The sequence below is a fragment of the Rahnella sp. R3(2024) genome (assembly GCF_042920125.1).
Taxonomy (GTDB): Bacteria; Pseudomonadota; Gammaproteobacteria; order Enterobacterales; family Enterobacteriaceae; genus Rahnella; species Rahnella rivi.
This window is the reverse complement of sequence record NZ_JBHGBU010000001.1, coordinates 3,026,830-3,051,640: the sequence shown is the minus strand read 5'-3', so window position 1 is coordinate 3,051,640 and position 24,811 is coordinate 3,026,830. Positions and strand designations below refer to the sequence as shown.

Sequence of the window (24,811 nt, the reverse complement as noted above, 5' to 3'; positions counted from 1 at the left end):
CTCCATCATTAATTTTCCGGTTCTCTTTTGTATATAGCCATCGTAAATAAAAAGAAAGGTACGCTGACCCAAAAGGTAGATATATCTATAAAAACCCCAGAAACAACATAAGCAATGATCAGAGCGAACTTATCTCTGTTGTTTTTATACACCGACACACAGAGTGACATAAGAAATGATAAATAGAGAAGTAAACCAATGACACCCGTTTCTACAGAAAGGGAAAGGAACATATTATCAGGGATTAGACCATACTTTTCAGTGGATAAACGATACCCCACACCCAGTAATGGATTATCGCCAACCAAGCCTAGTAATAAAGCCCAAGTTGTAAACCGTCCCGAACTGATGTCTTCTTGATTAGCACCAGAAATTCTTGCCCAAAAAGAGGTCAGATATTCATTATTCATGCCCACGATCAGCAGAGAAACGATACCCGCAATTATGATAAATAACGTACCTGGCTTAATTTTCCTCTCTAAAATCAGATTGGTGATGAAGTAAACCAACATAGCTACCATAAGACTTCTCGACATGGACAGATAAATATTGATAAGAAGGCAAGTCATTAATCCAAGGAAAATTATCGGACTTTTCCCCATGCGTTTAAGTTCGATAAAAGCGGTTATCGCCAGCAGTAGAATAAGATTACTGTATGCACTGGAGTCTTTTGCCACTCCCCCGGCGCGGTACACATACCCCATGCCAGGATATTTATACATTTGCGTTGCAGTTAGCGCAGTACTTTGTAGAAAAAAACCTATTGTCGATTCCAATGTCACCAGAAAGAAGAGTGTAAACACAAATATCGCAATACGATTGTGCTGTTTTTCATTCATCCCGCGACTGAAAACCAGGATAAGTACTCCGGGAAGGTACATTTCCAGCATCCGAAAAAATCTTAGGTACGCTGAAATATGGTCTGCATTACCGGGATAGTATAAATAGCTGTAAGTGATACCCACTAATACCCAGGCAGCCCAGAACAGAAGAAACGTGATAATAAAAATGGACTGTTTATTCTTTTTTCTCTTGGTTAAAAGAAAAAACAATACTGACAGCATCATAAAAGGAAATCCAATTTCCAGACCTGATATATTTCCACGCCCAAAGGGAATTAATGTAATTATTGCCATCGCAATACAGGCAAACTGAATTGCAACACTGTCTTTATTCACTTGTTGCATTGAAACCTTCATTATCAGCGTTGAATGTCAGTGTAAAGATTCAATTCTGCAAGATAAGTTTTTTCCGGTGAAAATCTCTGAATGATGAATTCTTTCCCCGCCCTAATAACCGTTGCGTTATCATTTTTAACTAACTTTAGTTTCTCAGAAAGTTGATTGACGTCTCCTAGCTGATAAAGAAAACCCGTGATGTTATCTTTAATGAGCTCAGAATTCCCACCCGAAGCTGATGCTAAAACCGGGATTTCGTACAACTGCGTTTCAAAAATGACTCGTCCGAGTGGCTCACGGTCCGAAGGTACACATACCAAACCTACATCTATCAGTTTTTCACGGACATCAGAAACAAAACCCGTGAACTCGACACGATCCTGCAAGTGATTATTTTCGACAAAGGCCAGTATTTTCCTATGGTACTCACGGTCTTTTTCTGTGCTTCTGGGTTCACCGATAAACCTAAGGGTTACACAAGGGTCATTCATTAATGAAAAGGCCTTCAGCACTTCCATTTGATTCTTGACTTCAGTAATAGCCCCGATAACAGCAATGACGTATCCTTTTGCCTTAACTCTATTTTCAACGTCAATCCTATCGAGAAACTTAAGGTCCAACGGGTTGTAAATCACATTGATTTTCGATAATGAACCGGAGACTCTACTAAAAGTACTTTTCACATATTCCGAGTTGGCTAAAATAACCGTTGAAAGTTTATAAATGATATTATCCACAAAGCCATGGTTTGAAAGTTCAATACCGCATCGCGCCCGGAATATAGTCTTTTTGTTACGTAATCTGAATGAAGGCATTGAAAACAAACCATCATAAAAAGTATTACAATGCACTATCGAATAGTCCCTGCTTTTTGAAAGTGTTTTTAACAAAAGATTTAAACCACCCATAAACCTGGAATTAAAAGGTTTACTATTTATATATTCTATTTTCCCTTCATTAATTCCAGACTTTAACAACTCTTGTTTATATTTCTGATTTCCCTGGTCGATAATAATACGAAATTCTATGTCGCTGCTGATTTTCTCCAATAATGCAATCAGGCTTCGTTGCCCTCCAGCAACATCATGACAGGTATCAACGTACAGAACTTTTTCTTTCTTCATATTAGGGTTCCCTTATAAATCTTTCAAAGTCAACTCTGCAAGTTTTGACCAAGTGAACATTTTAACTGCATCTATACAATTATCGCTAAATTTGACAAGTAAATCCCGTTCCCGATAAAGCTTGAGTATTGCCTCAGAAATATCGTTAATATTTTCCTTAACAACCAGCCCAGTTTTATTATGCTGCACAACCTCACTGATAGCACCGACATCTGTGGCGATGGAAGGCATGCCATATTTACCTGCTTCCAAAAACACCAGTCCGAAACCTTCTATTTTTTTATTGCTGTGCTTAGCTGCTAATATGAAGACTTTATTTTTTTTATAGATTTCTTCAAGTTCTGCGTCTCCAACATTGGAGCGAATTCGCAAATTAACTTTGTTTATTTTAGCTAAATCTTCAAGATTTCTTTTGAAATCATCACTTCCATTACCGACGATAGTGTAAAAAATATGGCGGCGAACTTCATCAGAGAGCAATCCTAAGGATTGAATGACATAGTCATATCCTTTCCTGTCATCAAGTCTTCCGACAGTTAATAAATTAAATTCGGTCGAGAGAACATCTCTGATATAAGAGTCATTACTTAAAATAATGTCCTGAGATACCCCAAGATAGGTGACAATAACAGGCACCGATGCAGGAACATGATGATTTTCCAGAAGTATACGTTTCGTATAGTGGCTGTTTGTAAAAATTGTCTGAACACCAGAAAATAAATTCAGGAACATCGCGAAGATAGAGGCTTTACCGTGTTTGAGATTAAGCACTTCACTACCATGCAACATCAGGTTAAATTCAATCTTTTTACCCAATCTCAGCGCATTAACACATTGTATCGCAATCCAAAATGGCCAGTCAGCGGCGAGAATATAGTCATATTGAGTAAAGTCTATTGACCGAACTTTTTTGATCAACTTCGGCAAATGCCAATACTTAAATTGCCCCCCAGGGACAAGGTTCAAACTGATTCCTTCGCTTAAGTGGCTTCGAATCAGTGATCCGTCATACTTCGGTGCAACCAGCGTCACTGCGTAATCTTTTTTTATGGTATTTATCAGCTCTTCACAATACCTGCCGATGCCACCTTTGAAGGGGTAAAATTCATTTGTAAATATCAAAACACGCTTCACGATGCACCCCCGGTTATTTTATTTCTGGCAAAATTAAAGACTTCACGAAGAGCATTAACTTTCAGTAAAGTGCAAGAAATGGTATATACAACCCCCCCGAGGAAAATTTTTATAAAGATATCCAGCATACCGTTATCCACCTGAATGTAATTAACCGATAAATACATCAATATGGTTGAAATAATCACTGTAAACATATCTTTCAACTGTTTAAATGCACCGTATCCGAACAGTTTCCCTGGGTAGTAAGCATTAATAAAAAAGTAGCAAACTGAAACGGCGAAATTACTCATCACCATATATTCAAGACCAAATGGAGCAGAAATAAATAATCCCGCAATGGTTAAAGGAAACTTAATGAGATCGATTTTTAAATACAAATCTGACCGACCTATCGCATTTAGCAGATTGGCATTGATAGCTCCCAGCGGAATAATCATACGCGACAACGCCAACCATTGAATGATATAAACAGAAGGTAACCATTTATCTGTCAGAAACACTTTCACGAAAGGCTCGGCGATGACAACCAATCCGACCATGCAAGGCAATACTATAAATGCCGTCATATCCAGACTTTTTTTATAAATACTCATCAATCTTTCCCGGTCATCTTGCGCCGCCGCCATGACCGGAAATAATACACCTTGCAATACATTGAATAAATTTACTGAAAGCAAATCAGGCAAGTTTCGCCCTTGCGAATAGAAGCCGACTTCCTTGCTGGTGAAGATTCTGCCTATCAAAATTGAATACGAATTATCAGATAAAACTCCCATTAATCCAGCCAGGAAAACCTTGGAGCCGAAGTTAAAGAGTTCTTTAGTTCTTGAAAAAGAAAATTCAAATTTAGGTCGCCATTTTGACACTATAAACATTAAGAGAGTCACGAATGCAGAGTAACTGATTGCCTGATATACCAAAGCCAATACACCATAACCGCGGTAGGCCAGACAGAGGGCTAATATACCACTGACCAATACGGCCCAGAAATTAACGAGAGTTTTTAATCTAAAATTAAGTTCGATACTCAGCTTGGCGATTTGTACGACACTTAGTGATTTAATCACTATGCTCAACGAAATTAACCTGATTACGTCAATCAACCGGTCATCTTTGTAGAAATGGGCAATTTCTGGTGCAAAATAATACAGCAGACAATATATGATCAAACCTAAAGAAAAGTTAATAAAGAAAACTGTCGAATAGTCCAGATCGGTGCGGTTTTTTTTCTGAATAAGCGCCTGAGAAAACCCACCATTAATAATGACGTCCGAAAGGACCAGAAATACAGCCACCATACCTACCAGCCCATATTCTGCCGGGGTAATCATTCGCGCAATCATGATTCGAATGACAAACTGCCCCCCCTGAACCATAAATCGTTCAATCGCATTCCATATCAGGCCGGATATCGTGCGTTCTTTTAATGATTTAATCGTCATGTTCTTTATCTGCGTAGGCATAACCATAATGGCTGTAGCCATAGCCATAATAACTGCTGGCCTTTTTAATCACGCTGTTAATAATACAACCTTTCACCTCAACGCCACTTTGCTCAAAACGCCTGATACTGACTTCCACTTCTTTGACGGTATTCATTTCGAAACGCGCAACCAACAAGGTGGTACCGACGTAACGTCCGATAATTGCTGCATCTGTCACGGCCAGAATTGGCGGTGTATCCACAATAACCAGATCATAATGTTCAGATGCCCAGGTCATCAGTGTCTCGAAGCGCGGGTGCATCAGAAGTTCGGCAGGGTTAGGAGGTAATTCCCCTCTTGATATGAAATCAATATTCACGGAGGAAACACTTTTGACGGCTTTATCAGGGCTTGTCTTGCCGGATAAAATACTTGAAAGCCCCTCATCAATATCTACTTTGAATAATTTGTGGGCATACCCTCTTCGCATATCCGCATCGATGAAAAGAACCTTTTTGTTTGCCTGAGCAATAACCGCCGCCAGATTGCTGCTGATAAAGGTTTTACCGGCACTTTGGCTTGGGCCAGAAATCATCAGCACATTGTTCTTGGCTTCCATCATCGCGAAATGCAGGCTGGTTCGCAGACTTCGAATCGCTTCAATCGCCAGATCGGCGGAGTTCTCGACCGCCAGAAAATTAGTGGCCGATGTTTTTCTTTTTGCCTTTAATGACCGCTTTTTGTCTGACTTATTGTTTCTGGTCAGCCACTCTGAAAGCGGGATACTGGCGTAAACGTTGATCCCTTTCTCTTCCAGCTGCTCAGGTGAATCAATGCCTTTACGCAGGAATACGCGCAGAAGCACCAATCCAACTGAAATCAGAGCACCCAATATCAGTCCAATTAATACAATCAGCACTTTCTTCGGTTTTACTGCTTTCGGCTCAGTCACGGCCGTGTCGATGATCCGCACATTACCAATTGCACTGGATTTGGCGATGCTCAGTTCCTGTTGACGGTTAAGCAGTTGCATGTAGATGGCGCGGTTGGACTCTGCGTCACGGCTAAGTCTGGCAACTTCCTGCTGGGTCGCGGGCATGGCGGAAACACTTTTGTTCAACCGATCCCGTTCCTTCAGTAAGGTCTGGCGCTTTTCTAACAGTGCTTTGTAGGTAGGATGATCTTTAGTGTAGAGCTGTGAAATCTCAGCTTCGCGGAACGTCAGCTCATTCAACTGGCTCTCGACATTCACTATCTGGTCGAGGATGGATTTCGCCTCAAGTGAAAGATCGACGGAGTCTTTCTGCCGACGGTAAGTATTCAGGGCATCTTCAGACGTGTTCAGATCCGTGCGCACCTGTGGTAATTGCTGGTCAAGAAAATCGAGACTCTTGGCGTCCTGCGCAGCCTGCCGGGCGATATTTTGATCGAGATAGTTCTGGCTGATACTGTTGAGGATGGCTGAGATCAGTTCCTGATTATCGCCGTTCAGCGAAAGGTTCAGGATGCCGGTGTCTTTTCCCTGGTCAGTGACGCTGAAGGCATCAAGCAAATCGTTTATCGCCCGTAATCTGCTCAGGTAATAGACGTTGAAACGGCTGCCCGCCGGAGCCTGAATATCATTGACCAGCAATGAAATCCCTTTCTCATTAAGCAGACTGCCAACCACGCCTTTGATGTCGATATTATCGCCTTCAACCCGATAATTATTTTTATCTATAACCGTAATCACTAATTTAGGAACATCGCCGCCGCCCGAAGGCACATACAAACGACTGATCGACAGCTTACCCGGTACGTCGCCGGTTAATCTTGCCCATCCCCGGCCCAGCAGCGGGAAGTATTTCTGTTTCACCACGGCCTGTAAGTTCAGATCATCTACCGTTTTTCCCAGGATCATTCGCGACTGCAATAACGCGATTTCAGGCGCTGACTGAGGCTGGGCGTCCGGCAATACCTGGCTCAGGCTTTCGAGGATCGCATTACCTTGTTTCTGCTCCACCTGAATCAGAGCATCAGCCTGATAAATCGGTGTGGCAAAGAGAACATAAATAATAGCCAGCACAGTAATCACCGAGGTGATGGCAATAATTAATTTACGGTGGTCAATAAGTTCGCCAATTAAACGACTTAAATCTATTTCATCGGAATCGGGTGAAGCGGGCGTTTTTGATATGACTGGAGACATGCGTTGATTTCCCTGATGGAGTTATCCGTTCAGTTTTTGTAACCAGGACTGACAGGCCTGGTCGATTAGCCGGTAAACAGACTCAAAGGCTTCCTGACTTTTTCGGTAAGGATCGGGGATCTCCCTCTGTCCGAGCCAGTGCCCCAGCAGCATAATCTTGCCGCGCGCCTCAGGTGAGATACGGCTGATTTGCTCCTGGTGAGATTTCTCCATTACCAGGATCAGGTCGTACTGGCGGCCAAGGGCAGAGGTAAACTGGGTGGCGTGGTGGTTTTCAAGCGCTAACAGGTGCTTTTTGGCGACCTGTATCGCTCCGGGGTCAGCCGGGTTACTCACCAGCGCCGCCATACCAGCCGAGTCTATTTTCTTATCGGGTAACATCTGCCTCAGCAGCCTTTCAGCTATCGGTGAGCGGCAGATGTTGCCCGTGCAGACAATCAAAATGGCATCAAACATTATGGATTCCACTGCCGCACGAAACGACCGGCCTCAATCATGTCATGCACGCCTGTAATGGTCGGGACAATCTGGGAAATCACGCGGTTCCAGCGCACGATCGGCGCGGTGGTGACATAGACAATATCGTAGGGTTGCAGCTGGAATTCGGTACTCATTACCATCGACGCCGCATCTTTGGCGTTAAGCTGGTAAATGTTGGCGATCTTGCCCTGATTGCTGCCTTTCAGCGGCCTGATAACAAAGATCCCCGAGGCATCAGCCATGCTCTGTGAAATACCGTCTGAACTGCCCAGCGCTTCCGCCAGCGTCATGCCGCTGCGATCCATTTTGAGCGTGCTTTGTTTGACAACTTCGCCCATCACGAACACTTTCAGATCATCATTACGCGGCACAAATAAAATATCGCCGGGATAAAGCAGGCGGTTCTGGGTCAGGTCACCCTTTTGCATCAGCGCATGCAGCGAAATCTGCGTGTCTTTACCGTTGTGGTTTAGCACCACATTGCGCCAGTCAGCGTCCGGCGCTAATCCGCCCGCCGCGTTAATCGCATCAATCACCGTGAGAGGAATGTTAGTGATGGGTTGCTGACCGGATTTTATGACTTCACCGGTGGTGTAAATTTTCTGTGAGCGGAAAGCCGCAATACTGACGTCCACCTGCGGGCTCTCTATATAGGTCGCCAGACGGGTACTGATATCTTCCCGGATCTGACTGACCGTTTTACCCGTGACTTTTAATTTGCCGATATAGGGATAGAAAATCGTACCATCGGCATTCACCCAGTTGCCGGTATCACTGGCACTGCGATATTGCCCGGCAGGGGTGGTGAGTTCCGGGTGATCCCACACCGTGACCATCAGCACATCGCCCACACCAATACGATACTGATAGGCTTTAAGCTGCTGATCTAATTCCAGATTGGGGCGCGCCGTGACAGCATCTGGCCGTAATCCGTCAACCAGTCGTGGCGTTAACGGATATACATTGACCAGTTTATCAATATCAAAATTGCTGTCCGGTTGTTCAACTACGTGCTTGTCCCCTGTATTTAAACTTTGTCCGGGTATGACGGTGCACGCACTCAATACACCGGACGTTAATATCACTAAAGAAATATTAAAAAAGCTATTTTTCATTATCTCACATCATCTGCTATTTAGTGTTAAATCTGCCTTCCAGAGTAATTCCGTATTCCCTTCCGGCAGTCGCGAATCATCATTCCTGTGTGAAGATATTAAAAAACAATCAAAAAATTCACGTCCACGACAGAGAAGCTCTGCTGACATGAAATAAAAGTAAGATTATTTATTTTGCAGATCTCATTATGGTAATGCGTTATTCAATGCTTGCCATGATCACAGGATAATTAATAGGCCCCTTCTTTTTTCAATACAACACCGATGGTTTTGAACAGAATGGCAATATCATTCCACATGGACCAGTTTTTAACATACCAGGCATCCAGATAAACCCGCGTGGAATAATCTACCTCACTGCGACCACTGACCTGCCACAATCCGGTCATTCCCGGCTTGCTCAGCAGGTAATACTCGACCTCATCGTAATAACGCACCAGTTCGGCAGTAATAATGGGCCGCGGACCGACCAGGCTCATCTCCCCTTTAAGTACGTTAAACAGTTGCGGTAACTCATCGAGACTGGTTTTTCGCAGGAAATGACCGATCGACGTTATGCGCGGATCGTTTTTGAGTTTGAAGGTCATGTCCCATTCCGCCCGGGCTTCTGCGTCACCTGCCAGCAACTCTTCCAAAACCTCTTTGGAATTAATCACCATCGAGCGAAATTTCAGGCACTTGAAGGGTTTGCCTGACTGCCCAATACGTTCATGACCATAGATAGCCGGGCCGCCGTCTTTGCGGACCTTGCGGGTAATGTAGATAAGCAGAGGCGATAACAGGATGATGATGCTCAGAGATGTGACGATGTCGAACAGCCGTTTGGTGACGCGCGAAGAAAATTTTGCCAGATTCTGATGCACGCGGAAGATCATCACTTCCTTGCTGAAAATAAACGACATATCGGTGTTATCCAGCGGCATACCGCGTAACGTCGGGATAACGGACACCGAACTGTAACCGTGGATCATAAATACCCGCAGCCATGCATTACGGATGCCGCTCTGATGCGACTCCACCGCGACAATAAACTGCGTTTTTTTATCGACATGCGTCCGTACCCAGTTCTCGTCAGAGGGCATGATACGTATGCCTTCAATCATATCTCCCGGCTGATCAGCACCTTCACTGGAAATAAACTGGGTGACGCGTAACCCCAGATTCCTGTCACTTTTGATGGCGCTATACGCTTCGCGGGCATTGTTGCCGCTGCCAATAATGATGGCATCGCGTTGCCAGAAGCCAAAGGCATGCAGCGCCTGTTTGGTCAGCATTCTCGCCACAGGGACCGCAATCAAAACAAGTATCCATGTCAGGACCCACAGGTAGCGCGAGAAATACCATTTGGCGAAAGCGATCACGGCGATTTCGATCAGAGCAAAAATCAGCAATGTACGAAGGATCTCCTTCAGCTCGAACCAAAATGTTTTGCGATAATAATAGTGCCTGAGGCGCAGGTGAAACCACGCAACGCAGCAGAATGCCAGTACGCCATGCAGGACAATCCAGCCGGCGGTCTGAGCATCAGGAATACGTTGCTCAAAGTGAGTCATGACATTATTTAGGATGCCCTTCGCTATATAAAGCGAAAGGGTGAAACTGAGGAAGTCAGATAAAGCGAGAAATAAACTGGCGCAAACATTTCTGGTGAGAAATTTCATATACCCCCCACAATAAATAATCAACCACCCTTTTCAGTGAGCCGAAAAGAGACGATATGATGGTGAATAAGATGCTGAGATTCAGGGCGTCAGCATGGAATTTTTTTATAATCATGTTTTTTGATTGTGCCGTTATTTCAGCTACGCTACCGCCCCTGGTTTACGGCCACCAATTTGCCAAAAAAAGAGTGCAATTATCCGGGCAGCAGGATCCCCTCACCTTGGGCATTCAGATGATGGCGATTCTTGCTTTAATGAATTAAAAAATTGATGCCTATTGATATTTACAGTGTCAGAAAAAAGACTGGATGAATTCCTCCTGACTGTAGGCAGACCATAATATGCCTTGCATCCCCTGGATCTGACTGCCTTTCAAATATTCCAGGTGGCGGGCGCTTTCAATGCCGCCAATAATAACGCCCTGACTGTATGGCTGAAGGTGCTCAATAATTTGTCGAAAAGATAAGGTTCCCTGGTGTTGCCAAAAAAAATGCTGACTTATTTTTATATGTTCAAACTTCTCATTCATGACCAGTGTCAGGCTGGTATTGCCTTCCCCAAAATGGTCAAGCCACAAGGGGCCATGCTCTGACAGCGCGTGCAGAACCGGGCGGTCCTGTTTGGCACTGAACTCGGGGAAAAACGCATCCAGCGTGAGTCTTATATAGTTGTGCTGCTGTAACACGTTGCGCATCGCTGCGTTATTCACGATATGGCTGGCAATCTCGTAGTCGATTCGTATTGAAAGTAAAAAATTATTGTGGGTAAAGATATCGGCATTAATACAGGCCAGCGTCACCGCGTCGAAAAAGTTTTTGATTCTTTCTTCGGCAGATAAATGAAATGTCTGGCTCCCCGCGTCGTGCGGATGTTGTTTATTGGCAGCCTGATGCGCTGACTTTTTTACCAGTTCAAAACCCAGTATCCCGCCAGATACTGTCACTATCGGTTCAAAGAGATAACTGGAATCACTTCTTTTGACCGTACGCATCCCTTACCCCATGGTAAAAATAATACAAAGAGACATTATTCAAACCAGCAATAGGTGCCTGGTCTGTTAAAATTCAATCAGGTTATTCTGTTACCTACAGCATGCTTATGCAGAAAGAACAAAGCCGAACTGCTGCTGGCATCAACACCTATCTTTCTTAGAGAATTACACTTATGTACGCTGACCGTTTTAACGCTAAGTTTGAGTATGTTTGAAATACTGGTCACAGAAAGACCGGTCATCATCATGACTAAAACCTTTTCTTCCATTTTTGTGATTTTATAATCAAACGACTCCTTGTTACTGGTCATGTTCTGAAGCTGAATGAACTGCTGTATTGCACTGACTATCTCTGACAGCCCTTTTTTCTTTTTAAGAAATTTGAATTGTTTTTTAAGCAGTAACCCCAGCATCAGCATGTCTACTTCTGAAGAAATGATAAGTATTCGTTCCGGATCCAGCACATTGATATTTTCGTTTAAAAACTCATAACACTTGTGAAAGCCGCCTCCCGATGGATCAATAATCAGATAATCTTTTGTATACAAGTTCACCTCATCGTCACGGTTAAAAAAAATGACACCGTTAACGTAAGGCAGTTTCTTGGAGATTATTTCTTTTATCGCCAATTTAGTAAACTGGCACTCACTCCAGATTATTACCCGAGGCATTGGGCCGCCTAATAGTGTGGTTTTTAAAAACGCTCAGACACTTCTCTAACAGAGCGGGAAGAATAGAGCACTTTCATAACGCTTAAAAAAACGAAATTATTCATCATTGCTCACATCATATTTATTCCTTCCCAGTGACTTCCAGTAGAGTAATACGCAGCCAAAACTCTTCAAATCGTTTATCTCGCTCACTATTACACCCAACAATAGGTTTCACCGATCGATTTACGCTTTCTTATCGTTATTTACCCCACTCAACACTAGGCGTTGTCCTAGTAATCATTCGTATTCTCACTCGAATTGTGAGCCATGTAACGCTTTTAGCATTAATAAGGCTTGAAATCTAAGACCTTTCTTAAGCGCAATTCACAGGGTCAGAATAATTTTATTAACACGCGATTTGGACTGTATTTTTTGATTAGGACAGGATAATGAACTTTTTTAGTCGGAATTTTAGTTTAAGTTTTTACGCAAATTAATCACAAAATTATCGATACTGGGTAACATTCTTAAAAAAGTATTTAGAATCAGAATTCATTAGCCTTTTAATGCTGTTTATGAGCACAGATGTGACATTTTGAAACAGCGGCTGTTTTATAAGAGCATTCTTATTAAGCAGAGATTAGCTATTTTCGCCATTATTTCATGGCGTCAGGCGAAATAAGTCGTTTCATCTGGCAGTGAAATACTAAGAGCATTCTTAATATAAAAATTCATTTAGGGAGGGGGGTTCTGCTGTTTATTAGAATTTTCAGGATTTTATAATTAAATGAATATTCTCACAGAGATAAAACCAGGGTGGCGGATTATTGAAGGGAAAAGAGACATTACCGGGCGGGAAAAATGGCTGAGCCATCCTGCTGACAGTCAATAACGTGGTCAGCAGCCTGGTCACGTTATTGACTCATTGACGCCGGCCTTACTGCCGCAATGAGAGAGGGTTCAGACGTCACTTTGCGTAATACGCGTCAGGTGGATGACCAGATACAGCAGCTCATCGTTGGACATCTCCATCTCCAGCAGATTTTTAATATAATCGCGGATCAGCAGAGCGCAGCGGTAAACGTGCGGATACTCTTTAATGACCTGTGAAAAGATAAAATCATCCTTTGAGACAACCTGCTGTTTCTCCACCATTCTTTGAATAAAGAACTGCATATGAACCAGAAAACGGGCGTAATTGAGCGACTCCGTGTCGAGGGTGAGACGAAAGTGATATTGGATAATATTAAAAATATCCTTCAGCATTTTCACCGCCAGCAGGGTGTGCTCCATGTTTTGCACATCGGTCTGACCGTTAACCAGATGAAAGGCAATATTCCCCGCCTCTTCCTGCGGGAGCTGGATATTCAGGCGCTGGTTGATGTACACCAGCGCCTGTGTGGCCACGCTAAACTCATGCGGATAAAAGCGTTTTACTTCGAACAGCAGCCGGTTCTGGATCGTGATGCCCTTGTGATAGCGCTCAATGGCAAAACTGATGTGATCGACCAGCGTGAAAAAAATCTGCTCGTTGATCCGGCCCTTCAGCCCGGCGTTTGCCAGGCTTAAGATCATCTGCACAATCTCAATATGCGCTTCCGGCGTATCTTCAATCAGACGAAGATATTCACGGCCTTTCTGATTATCTTGTACTGCATAGATTTTCTCGATGCTGGCCGGGTCGAGAACGTCACCCACTTTGCTGCCAAAGCCAATACCCTTGCCCATAACGATAACTTCGTTGTTATCGTGATCCGTTGATAGCACCAGGCTATTATTGAGTACCTTAATGACCTTCATCTTCTCAGCCATCATCCTCTGTGTTAATCGCGCTGCACGCCGTTTGAGGCAATGACTCGCTGATACCAGCTAAAGCTGTTTTTTCTGATACGCCGCAGATCCATCAGGTCTTTTTCACCCCGGTTAACGTAGATAAACCCGTAGCGTTTGGCGTAACCCTGATGGGTGCTGACCACATCGATGGCCGCCCACGGACAATACCCGATAAGCGCCACGCCGTCGTTAATCGCCAGTTGCATCTGCTCAATGTGCTGACGCATAAACGTCATGCGGTAATCATCATTCACCGATCCGTCCGGCAGCAAGGTGTCCGGTGCGCCAATGCCATTCTCCGTGATCAGAATGGGCAGATGGTAGCGTTCGCAGACCTTGCGTAAGGTCAGCCGCAGGCCGACCGGATCAATCACCCAGCCGTACGGCGTTTTATCCACAAACGGATTGTCAGCCGCGCGGTATACGCCCGGCTCACCGAGCATAATTTGCTGGTCGCCCGCCCGCGCGGTGATATCAGACGCATCGCCACGGCTGGCGGCAATGGTCGCGGTGGAATAGTAATTGATAGCGATGTAATCCGGTTTCCCCTGCAACAGAATGGCGGCATCTTCCGGCGCCATCACCGGCGTCAGGCCGCGATCTTCAAGATAACGCCACGCCAGCGCGTTGTAACGGCCATGCACCGCGACATCCAGAAAACTCCAGCCGCGCAGGGTTTCCCAGTTATGGGCGGCGATGGCATCCAGCGGATGGCAGGTTTCCTGATACATCGAGGTGGTGTTGATCGCCGGGCCGATTTTCGCGGCGGGGCAACGCTGATGACACAGCGCCATGACTCTGGCCTGCGCCACCATCATGTGATGATTTTGCTGGTACAACACCTGCTTCGTGGGTAACTCCCCGCCCTCGGGCAAGCCGATCGCGCCCGGATGCAGAATCAGCGTATTTTGTTCATTAATGGTCAGCCAGTATTTTATTTTGCTGCCAAACGCCGTGAACAGCACATCGGCATATTGCACAAAGGCTTCAATCGTCGCCCGGTTCGCCCATCCGCCCTGCTGTTCGAGCACATACGGAAGGTCAAAGTGATAGAGCGTGACCACCGGTTCAATGCCGTGATGGCGTAACTCGTCGATCAGTTGCTGATAAAACGCCAGCCCGGCCTGATTAACCTCGCCGGTGCCCTGCGGCAGAATGCGCGTCCAGGCCACCGAGAAGCGATAGGCCTTCAGCCCAAGCTCAGCGAACAGCGCAACGTCTTCACGAAAACGATGGTAATGATCGCTGGCGACGGTGAAATCTGCCGTGTCAGCCGGATGCACCAGCATATCGACCACCGACGGACTTTTGCCGTCCTCGTTCCATGCGCCTTCCACCTGATAAGCCGACGTTGATGCGCCCCACAGAAAATCTTCCGGAAACCCCTGCAGCTTCTGATAAATCATGCGTTCTCCTTCGCGGTATTCAGCGTGATGATGGTTTCTCCGAAACTGACCTCACCCGGCTGGCGACACATCAGCTGCGGATAGGCTTCACTGTTCACCACCAGAACCGGCGTGATGATCTCGTATCCCAGCGCGGTGATAGCAGGAATATCAAAGCGCACCAGCTCATCGCCCGTTTTCACCCGATCCCCGACCTGAAGGGCGGAAGTAAAATGCTTACCGCCCAGACTGACGGTATCAATACCGATGTGCATCAGGATCTCGACGCCGTTATCACCACGAATACCGACCGCATGGCGGGAGGGAAGGAAGGTCACCACTTCGCCATCAACCGGCGCGCGCAAAAGCCCTTCACGCGGGATAATCGCGATGCCCTGCCCCAGAAGCCCTTGTGAGAACACATCATCACTGACCTGATCCAGCGCCACGGCTTCACCGGCCAGCGGGCTGAGGATCTGCTGCGGATCGCCGGAAAGGCGTGCCGTATCCTGCGGTTCAGTCACCTCTTCCACCGGATCATCGAAGCCTAAAATCCAGGTCAGCGCAAAGGTCACCACGATGGCGATGGCACAGGTAATCAGGGCATGAACGATGTTCATCGGGTTTTCACCGATAAACGCCGGTAACGCGGCAAGGCCCGGAGAAACGAACGCGTAGCGCACCAGCCCGCTCAGCCCGGCATAAATACCGGCACATCCGCCGCCGATCATCGCGGCGATAAGCGGTCTGCGCAGTTTTAACGTCACGCCGTATAACGAAGGTTCGGTGATCCCAAGCAGTGCGGTAAACCCGGCCGAAGAAGCTAACTGACGCAGGTTTTTGTTTTTCGTGCGAAACGCCACACACAGCGTTGCCGCGCCCTGAGCGATGTTGGAAGCCAGCATGCCGGGGCCGTTGATCATCTCAAAACCATTTTTGCTGAGCTGGCCGGTCGCAATTGGCGTCATGGCCCATGCCGTGCCGGTGATCACCAGGAATGGCTGCAACCCGCCCATCAGCATCGGGATAAGCCAGCTGGCTTTGCCATCAATCATGGCTGCGCCGCTGGCAACCACGTCGTTGAGGAAAATGCCGAATGGCCCGACCACCACCAGCGCCAGCGGTGCCGTCACCAGTAAAATGATCATCGGCTTGGTGAAGAATTTAATCATGGTTGGCGAGACTTTCTCGGCGAAGCGTTCGATATACGACATCAGCCAGACGGTGAAAATAATCGGCAATACTGAACCGGCATAATCGGCGAGACGTACCGGAATGCCGATGAAATCGATCGCCGTTCCGGCGGCCATCATCTGCGCCAGATTGGGATGTAACAGCGCCCCGGCGATGGTCATGGCGAGGATCGGGTTACATTCAAATTTGATCGACGCGCCGTAGGCCAGCAGCACAGGCAGGAAGAAAAACGCTGCGTCAGAGATGGTGTCGAGCAGATGGTAGGTCGGGCTGGCGGCGCTCATGACGCCGGTGAGTTTCAAAATAGCCAGCAGCGCCTTGATCATCCCCGCACCGGTGATGGCCGGAATAACCGGCGTAAAGGTGGTGGAAATCACGCTGATGATCTGCGAAACGATCCCGCCTTTGGCTTTCTGTTTTTGCTGTCCGCCCGCCTGCCCGCTGAGATCCCCGATCTCTTTTTGCATTGCGCGAAACGTTTGCTGCACATTATTACCCACCACAATCTGGAACTGACCGCCGCGCTGAACCACGCTGATCACCCCCGGCAACGCTTCGATGGCTTGCGCATTCACCTTCGCGTCATCATTGAATTCCATCCGTAAACGCGTGGCGCAATGCGTCAGTTTATTGACGTTCTGCCTGCCGCCGACGTGCGTTAAAATTTCACTGCCCAGCTGTGTGTAATCCATAGGTTTTCCCCGGTGAAAAAAAGCAAAAAAAAAGACCAAAATGAAAATGCACCTCCCCTAAGGAGAAGTGCATTCTTATTTTGGTCTTGCCTGCCTGAGCAGTAACACGCCTCAATAAAAATGCGTTGGCAACCGGTGATAACCCGTTGCGCCTGAAGTATCGCCATACCCTTGTCAGGTCAGCAACAGCGAAAATGACTTTTTGCGAGTGGCATCACGAACTATTTAAAAACCCGGCCTTCAGTTCTGCTCCGACACCAGCACCGCCATCGTCTCCGGCTCCAGCGCCCTGAAGATGTGCGCCACGTCTGCCGTATAGGAAATATAGTCGCCGGCATTGAGCTCGACCGGCGATCCCACCAGCCCGACCAGCGCGCGGCCCTGGGTGATGATGATGTGCTCCACCGAGCCCGACGGATGCGGGCTGGAAATGCGGTCCGCGCCCGGCTGAGTGGTCAGCAGATAGATATCCCGGCGTGCGCCCGGCGGGCAAGTTGCCAGCAATACCGCTTTGTAATCGGCCATTTCTGCGATCACCGTCGGGCCTTCGCCACGACGGATCACCTGCATTTTACTCAGTTCCGGCTCCATCAGCCGCGCAAAAGGAATATCCAGCGCGACGCACAGCGCCCACAGGGTTTCCAGACTCGGATTGCCGTTCCCGGCTTCCAGCTGCGACAACGTCGATTTGGCAATCCCGGCCCGGCGGGCCACTTCTGCCAGTGATAACCCGGTACGCTGACGTTCGCGCACCAGACCTTTAGAAATAACGCTGATAGGTTGAGACATGGCGACACCCTGATTTACATAACGAACGATCGTTCGACTTGAAGAACGATTCAGATACGTTCATTATAATGGATATTCGTTCGTTATGGGATTTAATCATGCGTAAGCAGCTCTTCCCGCCTCTCGGCAATGATGTGGTAAAAGCCATCTTTCTGGTTTGCCTGGCCGACGGTCTGGTCGGTATTTCTTATGGTTCTCTGGCGGTGGCAGGCGGCTTCCCGCTGTGGGTGCCTCTGGCGCTCTCTTTGCTGGTGCTCGCGGGCGCTTCGGAATTTTTGTTTATCGCCATCGTCGGCGGTGGCGGCAGCCCGTTTGCCGCAGCGGCGGCGGGATTACTGGTTAACGCACGGCATTTGCCTTTTGGTATTGCTGTGAAAGATCTGGTTGGCCGCAAACACGTCAGCTGGCTGGGGTGCCACATCATGAATGACGAAAGCGTCGTGTTCGGCATCTCCCAGCCCTCGCATGAAAAACGTAAAATGGCTTACTGGCTGTGCGGGCTGGGGATCGCCCTGTTCTGGCCGCTGAGCGTGATTGCCGGCGCTTTCATCGGGCAGTTTATTCCCGATATCAGGGCGATCGGCCTTGATGCGGTTTTCCCGGCCATCCTGCTGGCGCTGATTTTTCCGGCACTCAGGCAACGCAGAACGCTGATCCCGGCGTCCTGCGGCGCGCTGATCTCGGTGATGGCCGTCCCTTTTGTGGCAGCGGGCATGCCGGTGCTGTTTTCCCTGCTCGGATTACTGGCCTGGAGGCATAAAAAATGACGCAGCATTCGCTCTGGATGGCCGGTATCGCTTTACTGGCAGCCGGCACCTTTATCCTGCGCGTGGCCGGTTACCGACTCGGTTCGCGCCTGACGCTGTCGCCCGCGACGCAGACAATGTTATCGGATTCCGCAACCATTTTATTACTGGCCGTTGCCGCCACGTCGGCGCTGTTTGAGGGGGCACATTTTGCCGGATTCGCCCGCATCACGGGGGTCGGCGTGGCGCTGTTTTTAGCATGGCGGAAGGCACCGCTTATCGTGATTATTCTCGCGGCGGCGGTGGTCACGGCGCTGATGCGCTGGCTCGGTGTGGAATAGCAGAAACAAAAATGGCTCCGTTTCAGGAGCCATTTTCTAAAGCAGCAAAGTTACGCCACATCCTCATACTGCGGCACCGGATTGCGGAAGCTTTTGGTGACACAGGCCAGATAGATGAATCCGATAGCGCCCCAGATCAGACCGAGGATCATCGAACCTTGTTCCAGATTCAGCCACAGCGCGCCGACCGTCAGTGCGCCACACATTGGCAGGAACAGATACTGGAGGTGATCCATCAACGTTTTGTTGCGCTTTTCACGGATCCAGAACTGGGAAATCACCGACAGATTCACGAAGGTAAATGCCACCAGCGCACCGAAGTTAATCAGCGCAGTGGCGGTCACCAGGTCAAAGTTGATGGCCAGCAGAGCAATCGCGCCCACCAGAATCACGTTGAATGACGGCGTGCGCCATTTCGGATGGACATAACCGAAGAAGCGGTTCGGGAATACGCCATCGCGCCCCATCACGTACATCAGGCGGGAAACCCCCGCGTGCGCCGCCATGCCGGAAGCCAGCACGGTGATGCTGGAAAAAATCAGCGCGCCGAACTGGAACGCACGGCCCGCCACCTGCAACATGATTTCAGGCTGAGACGCGTCCGGGTTTTTGAAGCTGGAAATGTCCGGGAAATAGAGTTGCAGGAAATAGGTCGCGCCGATGAAAATCACGCCACCGATCAGCGCCGTCAGGAATATCGCTTTCGGGATAACCCGCTCGGCGTCTTTCGTCTCTTCGGATAAATTACTGATACCGTCAAAACCGGTAAACGAGAAACACAGAATGGTCGCGCCGGTAATCATCGGCACAGTATGCGCATGCTCGCCCCAGAAAGGTTTGGTGCTGGCCAGCGTGCCATAGCCGGTGCCGTGATTCACGCCGTAAATAACCATGCCGGTAATGACCGTAATAAGAATGATCTGCAATACCACCACCAGCGTATTAATATTGGCGACGGTTTTAATACTGCGTAAATTCGATATCGTCATAAACCCGACCAGCACGATCACAAATATCCACGAAGGTACGGAAGGCACCAGCGCTTCAAAATAGATTTTTGCCAGCAGGATATTGATCATCGGGGCAAATAAATAATCCAGCAATGACGACCAGCCGACCATAAAGCCGATCACCGGATGAATGGCTTTTTGTGCGTAAGTGTACGCCGACCCCGCCGAAGGGTAGCGGCGCACCAGTTTGCCGTAGCTCAGGGCGGTAAACAGCACGGCGATTAACGCGAAAGCGTAAGCCGTAGGCACATGGCCGTCGGTCAGGCCAGAGACAATACCGAACGTATCAAACAGGGTCATGGGCTGCATGTAGGCCAGGCCTATCATCACAACCGGGATCAGCGTAAGCGTTTTACGCAGTTCCACGCGGGAAGTGCTGCCTGTGACGACGTTATCTGACATGATGTTTAATTCCCATGACGGAGAACGCCACATAAAAAGAGTGATGCACCATTTATGTTTCCTTGCGACATGACTGTCGGTATTTGAAAGTAAATATCTATCCGGTACGAAGCCCGGCCTCTGGTTTTTGAATGTTTTCTTGTAAGAAGAATGTGTACTTGAATGAAGTTTTTAAACGGGTCATCCCCGATTCGCGGGGCGCATATTTTGCCCTAATAACCAGGGAAATGACAAGATGAAGAAGGCCTCACACCGGGATTAAATAAAATACTCAGCGAAATCTGGCACGTATTGCCAAATACCTTTCCCTGCGGGTTTATTAATTGTTTTTAATATGTAAAACAAAAAGAATTGTCCGGTTATTGCTTTTATAAAGCGGCAGCATTGGACATTAAAAAATAACCTCCGCACGCATTATTTAACATTGCATCTGTGCCCCGCGCCTTCAGCCACCTCAGACCAGGGTATGGGCAAAATCTGAAAATCTGGCGCGACGCGCTCTTTTTGGGCTTCCCGGTTTACAAAAGACAGACATGTGGCAAGAATGAAAATTATTTGCTCTAAAAGTAAGAAATGTCTGAATCCTCACTGAAGCTTCAACTCCAGAACCTGAAAAAGCATAACGCCCGGCTGAAACGGATTGCGCACGATGCCAAAAATAAGCTCAGTGCGGCGCTGGACGGCACCGGGCTCTGCCTGTGGCAGCTCGACGTGCCCAGCGGGAAACTGGTGATCTTTAACCGCCGCTGGGGCGCCATGCTGGGCTATCAGCCAAAAGAACTGAGCGCACGCTTTGAAGTCTGGCGCGAACATTTACACCCTGAAGATAAAGACGATGTGCTGGCGGCTTTTTACAATCATCTGGAAGGGAAGACGCCGTTTTACGAAGCGCTGCACCGGATGCAGGCCAAAAATGGCACCGTGACCTGGGTGCTGGATCGTGGCCGGGTGACTGAGTGGGATGACCTGGGGCGTCCGCTGAAAGTGACCGGCACGCACATCGACATGACCAAAGAGAAACATTACGAACAGCAACTGGCGACGCTGGCCAATCACGATCCGCTCACCGGTCTGGCCAACCGCCACGCGTTACACCAGCAATTTGCGGCGTTAAAAAACAGCGGCCCGTTGTGTGTGGCGTTTATCGATCTGGACAATTTTAAGCATGTGAACGATACGCTCGGGCATCGCAGCGGTGACGAGGTGCTGATGCGGCTGAGTCAGCGGTTCAGAGAAGCCTGCCCGCCGGGCATTATTCCGGGGCGGCTGGGCGGCGATGAATTTGTGTTGCTGATGCCCTACGGGCTGAACCATCCGCTGGTCAAACGGGTGGCGCAGGCCTGTCTCGATGCCGCCACCATCCCGTTTGAACTTGATAACGGCAACGCACACATTGGCGCATCGATTGGGATTGATGAAGTGTCCGGCGAGAGTGATTTCAGCGAGGCGCTGCTGCTCGCTGACCGTGCCATGTACGCGATAAAACATCACGGAAAGAATGGCGTGATGCTGGGCACCGAAGACATCCGTTTGCAGGCGTAAGGCGGCCCTGATGAATGTTCCTCACTTTTGTTGTTAAAAGTTTGTGCTATAAATTTCGCATAAGAAAAACCCATGCCATGTCTGAGTCGTCTTTTTAGCACAGCAATCTTTCGTGGAGCGTAACGTGTCTCTTTCTATTTCTGAATGGACGATGGCAAATGATATCGAGTGCTCGCATCTGACCGCGAGCAATTCCTCATTCCCGCGCCACACTCACGACGAATACGTGATCAGCGCCAATCTGACGGGAACGGAAGAGATCTGGCTGCACGGCAAAACCGAGCTGGTCCGTGCCGGCGAAATCACCATCTACAATCCGTCCACCGTTCAGTCATCGCTGTTTGGCGATGAGAAGGTGGAATTTCTCAGCGTGCACATTCCCCAGTCTTTGCTGCGGCAGATATCCGTCGATCACAATCTGCGATCCGATCACTGCGCGCCGGTGCTGACCGAAGGCGTGCTGAGTAATCCCGCATTGTTTTCCGCGCTGCGCCATTACAAACGCACGCTGAACGACGACGATCAGGAGCAAAATTTATTGTGGTTGCTGGGCGCATTGCTGGAAGAACCGGCGAAAGAGCAGGAGCAGTCGTTGCGGCCGGTCACGCTGGCGCTCGATTTTATGCGCGACCACCTGACCCGCAAGATCCATCTCGACACGCTGGCGCAGGTCAGCGGGCTGAGTAAGTTCCATTTTGTGCGGCTGTTCCGCCAGCACATCGGCATGCCGCCGCTGCAATACCATATGCAGCTGCGTTTACTCGAAGCCCGCAATCAGTTGCGTAAAAATAACAATGCGCTGGATGTCGCCATCAGCCTGGGTTTTTACGATCAAAGCCATTTCATCAACACGTTCCGAAAAATGATGGGGATCACTCCCCACCTGTATTCGCAGTCGCTCAATGGCTCTGTCGCGCGCGGCTGATCACACCAGAATAAATTCGCGATAGCCGGAAATCACCACGTAGATCGCGAAATACGAGAAGATGATCGCCGAGGCCACGTAAGAGTATTTGAGCATTTTCGTGCCGAGCATTTTCCCGCCCCAGCTGCCAACGCAACACAGCACGATGGTCCAGAACACACCGGCAATAAAGAAACCGGTCAGGAACCAGGACGCTTCCGCTGTGCCGCCCTGCCCCATTCGCGAGATAAGCGCGCCGCCTACCGCCGCAAACCACAGGATCGCCGTCGGTGATGACATCGCCAGCACCACGCCGCGCCCGAAATTACGCATCACCGACCGCGGCTGGCCGTTATCCCCGGCGGACATATCCTCCGCAGGCGCCATCGCCGCGCGGATCATTTTATAGGTGAACCACATCAGCATCATCGAGCCGCCCACCCACAGCACCCAGCGCACGCTCTGGTATTGCAGCAAAATCGTCATGCCCGCCAGCGCCAGCACCGCGTAGATCAGATCACCAATGCAGGTGCCGATCCCCAGCCAGAAACCGTGAAAATAGCCGCGCTGCATTGCCAGCGTGATCATGGCGATATTGGCGATGCCGATATCCAGACACAGCGACAGGCTGAGTAAAAAGCCATTGGAAAACGGCATCATAGCGGGACTCTCTTGATCATCTGGTTGTATTCAATCATGTCGTTGGTGGTGCCCAGACGCGCCATCAGGATCTCCACATCTTCCGGATTGTTGTGCGGGCAATACTGCTGCATAAACTCTTTTGCGCGCGCGGCGTCGCCGCCCAGCAGTTCTTCGCTCATCATGCGTGTCAGGTTTGCCATCTGGGTAAAGAACAGCTCAGGGTGGAAACCGATCGTCTCCGCCGAGAGTTCGATACAACCGTGCTCACGTAAATAGTTGAACTGGATCCACGCCGCTCCGGCATCCGGATAGCTCGACGGCCCGCGACGCAAATAGCGCAGAATTTCCAGGAAGTAGATCCGCGCCAGCACATTTCTGTCGAGCTGTAATCCGTCCGCCACCTGTGGCGTCAGGCACATCAGCAATCCGAACTGATCCGCCAGCGCTTCCTGCACCATCATCGATCCCCAGCGATCAATCTTGCTGAGCATCGGGAAGACGTTTTCGTTACGCACCAGCGAATGCCCCAGATCATGCCCGCGGAACCAGGCGATCAGATAACGCTGGCAGACGTGGCTTTCCGGCAAATCCTCTTCCGCCCAGCCAAGGCGCACGGCTTCGGTACGGGAGAACATTTCGAACAGTTGCAGGTAGGTATTGGCAAACACCACGGTGCGTTTGACCGGGGAATGCTTCAGCCCTTCGTCTTCCGGGAAGAAATAGGCGAAGTGTTTCGGATAGGTATTGGCTTCTCCGGCAATGCCGAAAAGAGTAATGATTTTGTAGGCGCAGCCCGGCAGCGCCAGTAAATCGGCGGCGATCTCTTTTTGCAGAAACAGCAGGCTTTCCGGAAACAGACTGTCCATCACGTCAGAGATTTCCTGCAACACCGGCGCGGGCTCGCCGAACCATGACGAGTAATAACTTTGCTTCGATTTTCCAATCCACGTTGAGGTTTTGCCAATGCCCAGCACCAGCTGCTGTTCATTCAGACCTGCAATTTGCGGCAGCAACGTTTTGCCACTTGATTCGTCCGCCAGGATTTCGGCGCGCAGAAACAGCCCCCGCCGGGTATCCGGATCGTCAAACAGCGGCGCGAGGCGGAAACACTGGATAGCCATTTCCTCACGCAAAGCATCCAGCAAACGACTTTCGCAGGTGACCTCCAGCTGATTGATCGCCTCGGTCAGGCGCAGACAATAGTGGATCGTTTGCACCGCTTTAGGATTGATATGATGCGGAACATCCAGATCCATCATTGAAACCTGATAGGCCGCCGCAGCTGGCCAGAATGACGTAGTAAACATGATTTCCAATCCTGTGTACGCGTGGGAGGTAGTTCACTACATCACTGTCATCACAGCGGGTATTGGAAGAAAT

22 protein-coding genes are annotated in these 24,811 nt (G+C 48.7%); 5 read left to right on the top strand and 17 right to left on the bottom strand.

The genetic code is table 11. The features are described 5' to 3' along the window. Positions 1–8 precede the first annotated feature (8 nt). The 8 genes from ABSH60_RS13700 to wbaP form a co-directional block, all read right to left on the bottom strand. Positions 9–1,187, bottom strand: a complete 1,179-nt coding sequence (locus ABSH60_RS13700; RefSeq protein ID WP_390974384.1) for an O-antigen ligase family protein — start codon at positions 1,185–1,187, stop codon at positions 9–11. Positions 1,188–1,201: 14 nt separating this feature from the next. Continuing rightward, positions 1,202–2,302, bottom strand: coding sequence for a glycosyltransferase (locus tag ABSH60_RS13695; RefSeq protein ID WP_390974382.1), 1,101 nt, complete (start codon positions 2,300–2,302; stop codon positions 1,202–1,204). Between the two features lie 12 nt (positions 2,303–2,314). Next, complete coding sequence (locus ABSH60_RS13690; RefSeq protein ID WP_056773348.1) at positions 2,315–3,436, bottom strand: glycosyltransferase family 4 protein; 1,122 nt, start codon at positions 3,434–3,436, stop codon at positions 2,315–2,317. Continuing rightward, the gene (locus ABSH60_RS13685) at positions 3,433–4,929 is read right to left on the bottom strand and encodes an oligosaccharide flippase family protein (protein WP_390974379.1); all 1,497 of its coding nucleotides are present in this window, start codon (positions 4,927–4,929) and stop codon (positions 3,433–3,435) included. The genes ABSH60_RS13690 and ABSH60_RS13685 overlap by 4 nt, the downstream gene beginning before the upstream one ends. Further along, complete coding sequence (locus tag ABSH60_RS13680; protein WP_390974377.1) at positions 4,871–7,051, bottom strand: polysaccharide biosynthesis tyrosine autokinase; 2,181 nt, start codon at positions 7,049–7,051, stop codon at positions 4,871–4,873. Before ABSH60_RS13680 ends, ABSH60_RS13685 begins: the two co-directional genes overlap by 59 nt. A 21-nt stretch (positions 7,052–7,072) precedes the next feature. Then, complete coding sequence (locus tag ABSH60_RS13675; RefSeq protein WP_390974375.1) at positions 7,073–7,507, bottom strand: low molecular weight protein-tyrosine-phosphatase; 435 nt, start codon at positions 7,505–7,507, stop codon at positions 7,073–7,075. After that, positions 7,507–8,646, bottom strand: coding sequence for a polysaccharide export protein (locus tag ABSH60_RS13670; protein WP_390974373.1), 1,140 nt, complete (start codon positions 8,644–8,646; stop codon positions 7,507–7,509). The genes ABSH60_RS13675 and ABSH60_RS13670 overlap by 1 nt, the downstream gene beginning before the upstream one ends. A gap of 230 nt (positions 8,647–8,876) precedes the next feature. Beyond that, positions 8,877–10,307 carry an undecaprenyl-phosphate galactose phosphotransferase WbaP gene (gene wbaP / locus ABSH60_RS13665; protein WP_122096345.1) on the bottom strand — a complete coding sequence of 477 codons (1,431 nt, stop codon included), beginning with the start codon at positions 10,305–10,307 and terminating at the stop codon, positions 8,877–8,879. A gap of 56 nt (positions 10,308–10,363) precedes the next feature. Here wbaP and ABSH60_RS13660 point away from each other — a divergent pair, with 56 nt between their 5' ends. Beyond that, positions 10,364–10,570, top strand: a complete 207-nt coding sequence (locus tag ABSH60_RS13660; protein WP_122096344.1) for a hypothetical protein — start codon at positions 10,364–10,366, stop codon at positions 10,568–10,570. A 29-nt stretch (positions 10,571–10,599) separates the two neighbouring features. Here ABSH60_RS13660 and ABSH60_RS13655 read toward each other — a convergent pair whose 3' ends face one another. The 6 genes from ABSH60_RS13655 to ABSH60_RS13630 form a co-directional block, all read right to left on the bottom strand. Continuing rightward, positions 10,600–11,298, bottom strand: coding sequence for an EAL domain-containing protein (locus ABSH60_RS13655; protein WP_390974370.1), 699 nt, complete (start codon positions 11,296–11,298; stop codon positions 10,600–10,602). Positions 11,299–11,375: 77 nt separating this feature from the next. Continuing rightward, on the bottom strand, positions 11,376–11,969 hold the full coding sequence (locus ABSH60_RS13650; protein ID WP_056773360.1) for a helix-turn-helix transcriptional regulator: 594 nt from the start codon (positions 11,967–11,969) through the stop codon (positions 11,376–11,378). Positions 11,970–12,911: 942 nt separating this feature from the next. Then, positions 12,912–13,751 carry a BglG family transcription antiterminator LicT gene (gene licT / locus ABSH60_RS13645; protein WP_056774919.1) on the bottom strand — a complete coding sequence of 280 codons (840 nt, stop codon included), beginning with the start codon at positions 13,749–13,751 and terminating at the stop codon, positions 12,912–12,914. A 23-nt stretch (positions 13,752–13,774) separates the two neighbouring features. Beyond that, positions 13,775–15,190 (bottom strand): family 1 glycosylhydrolase, encoded by a 1,416-nt coding sequence (locus tag ABSH60_RS13640; protein ID WP_390974367.1) that lies wholly within the window; start codon positions 15,188–15,190, stop codon positions 13,775–13,777. Further along, a complete protein-coding gene (locus ABSH60_RS13635; protein ID WP_390974365.1) occupies positions 15,187–17,055 on the bottom strand; it encodes a beta-glucoside-specific PTS transporter subunit IIABC in 1,869 nt (622 codons plus the stop codon). Before ABSH60_RS13635 ends, ABSH60_RS13640 begins: the two co-directional genes overlap by 4 nt. A 240-nt stretch (positions 17,056–17,295) precedes the next feature. Then, a complete protein-coding gene (locus ABSH60_RS13630) occupies positions 17,296–17,844 on the bottom strand; it encodes a helix-turn-helix domain-containing protein (RefSeq protein ID WP_390974363.1) in 549 nt (182 codons plus the stop codon). 98 nt (positions 17,845–17,942) lie between these two features. Here ABSH60_RS13630 and ABSH60_RS13625 point away from each other — a divergent pair, with 98 nt between their 5' ends. Together ABSH60_RS13625 and ABSH60_RS13620 are read left to right on the top strand one after the other, a co-directional pair. Continuing rightward, complete coding sequence (locus ABSH60_RS13625) at positions 17,943–18,611, top strand: AzlC family ABC transporter permease (protein WP_390974361.1); 669 nt, start codon at positions 17,943–17,945, stop codon at positions 18,609–18,611. Beyond that, positions 18,608–18,931 (top strand): AzlD domain-containing protein, encoded by a 324-nt coding sequence (locus ABSH60_RS13620; RefSeq protein WP_056774901.1) that lies wholly within the window; start codon positions 18,608–18,610, stop codon positions 18,929–18,931. Before ABSH60_RS13625 ends, ABSH60_RS13620 begins: the two co-directional genes overlap by 4 nt. Before the next feature lie 50 nt (positions 18,932–18,981). Here ABSH60_RS13620 and ABSH60_RS13615 read toward each other — a convergent pair whose 3' ends face one another. After that, positions 18,982–20,343, bottom strand: a complete 1,362-nt coding sequence (locus ABSH60_RS13615; RefSeq protein ID WP_217202849.1) for an APC family permease — start codon at positions 20,341–20,343, stop codon at positions 18,982–18,984. Positions 20,344–20,916: 573 nt separating this feature from the next. Here ABSH60_RS13615 and ABSH60_RS13610 point away from each other — a divergent pair. Together ABSH60_RS13610 and ABSH60_RS13605 are read left to right on the top strand one after the other, a co-directional pair. Then, positions 20,917–21,885 carry a diguanylate cyclase domain-containing protein gene (locus ABSH60_RS13610; protein WP_390974358.1) on the top strand — a complete coding sequence of 323 codons (969 nt, stop codon included), beginning with the start codon at positions 20,917–20,919 and terminating at the stop codon, positions 21,883–21,885. 124 nt (positions 21,886–22,009) lie between these two features. Next, the gene (locus ABSH60_RS13605; RefSeq protein WP_390974356.1) at positions 22,010–22,810 is read left to right on the top strand and encodes a helix-turn-helix domain-containing protein; all 801 of its coding nucleotides are present in this window, start codon (positions 22,010–22,012) and stop codon (positions 22,808–22,810) included. Here the strand turns inward: ABSH60_RS13605 and ABSH60_RS13600 are convergent, their stop codons facing one another. Together ABSH60_RS13600 and ABSH60_RS13595 are read right to left on the bottom strand one after the other, a co-directional pair. Continuing rightward, complete coding sequence (locus tag ABSH60_RS13600; RefSeq protein ID WP_056774892.1) at positions 22,811–23,449, bottom strand: LysE family transporter; 639 nt, start codon at positions 23,447–23,449, stop codon at positions 22,811–22,813. Continuing rightward, positions 23,446–24,738 carry a hypothetical protein gene (locus ABSH60_RS13595; protein ID WP_056774890.1) on the bottom strand — a complete coding sequence of 431 codons (1,293 nt, stop codon included), beginning with the start codon at positions 24,736–24,738 and terminating at the stop codon, positions 23,446–23,448. Before ABSH60_RS13595 ends, ABSH60_RS13600 begins: the two co-directional genes overlap by 4 nt. Positions 24,739–24,811 lie beyond the last annotated feature (73 nt).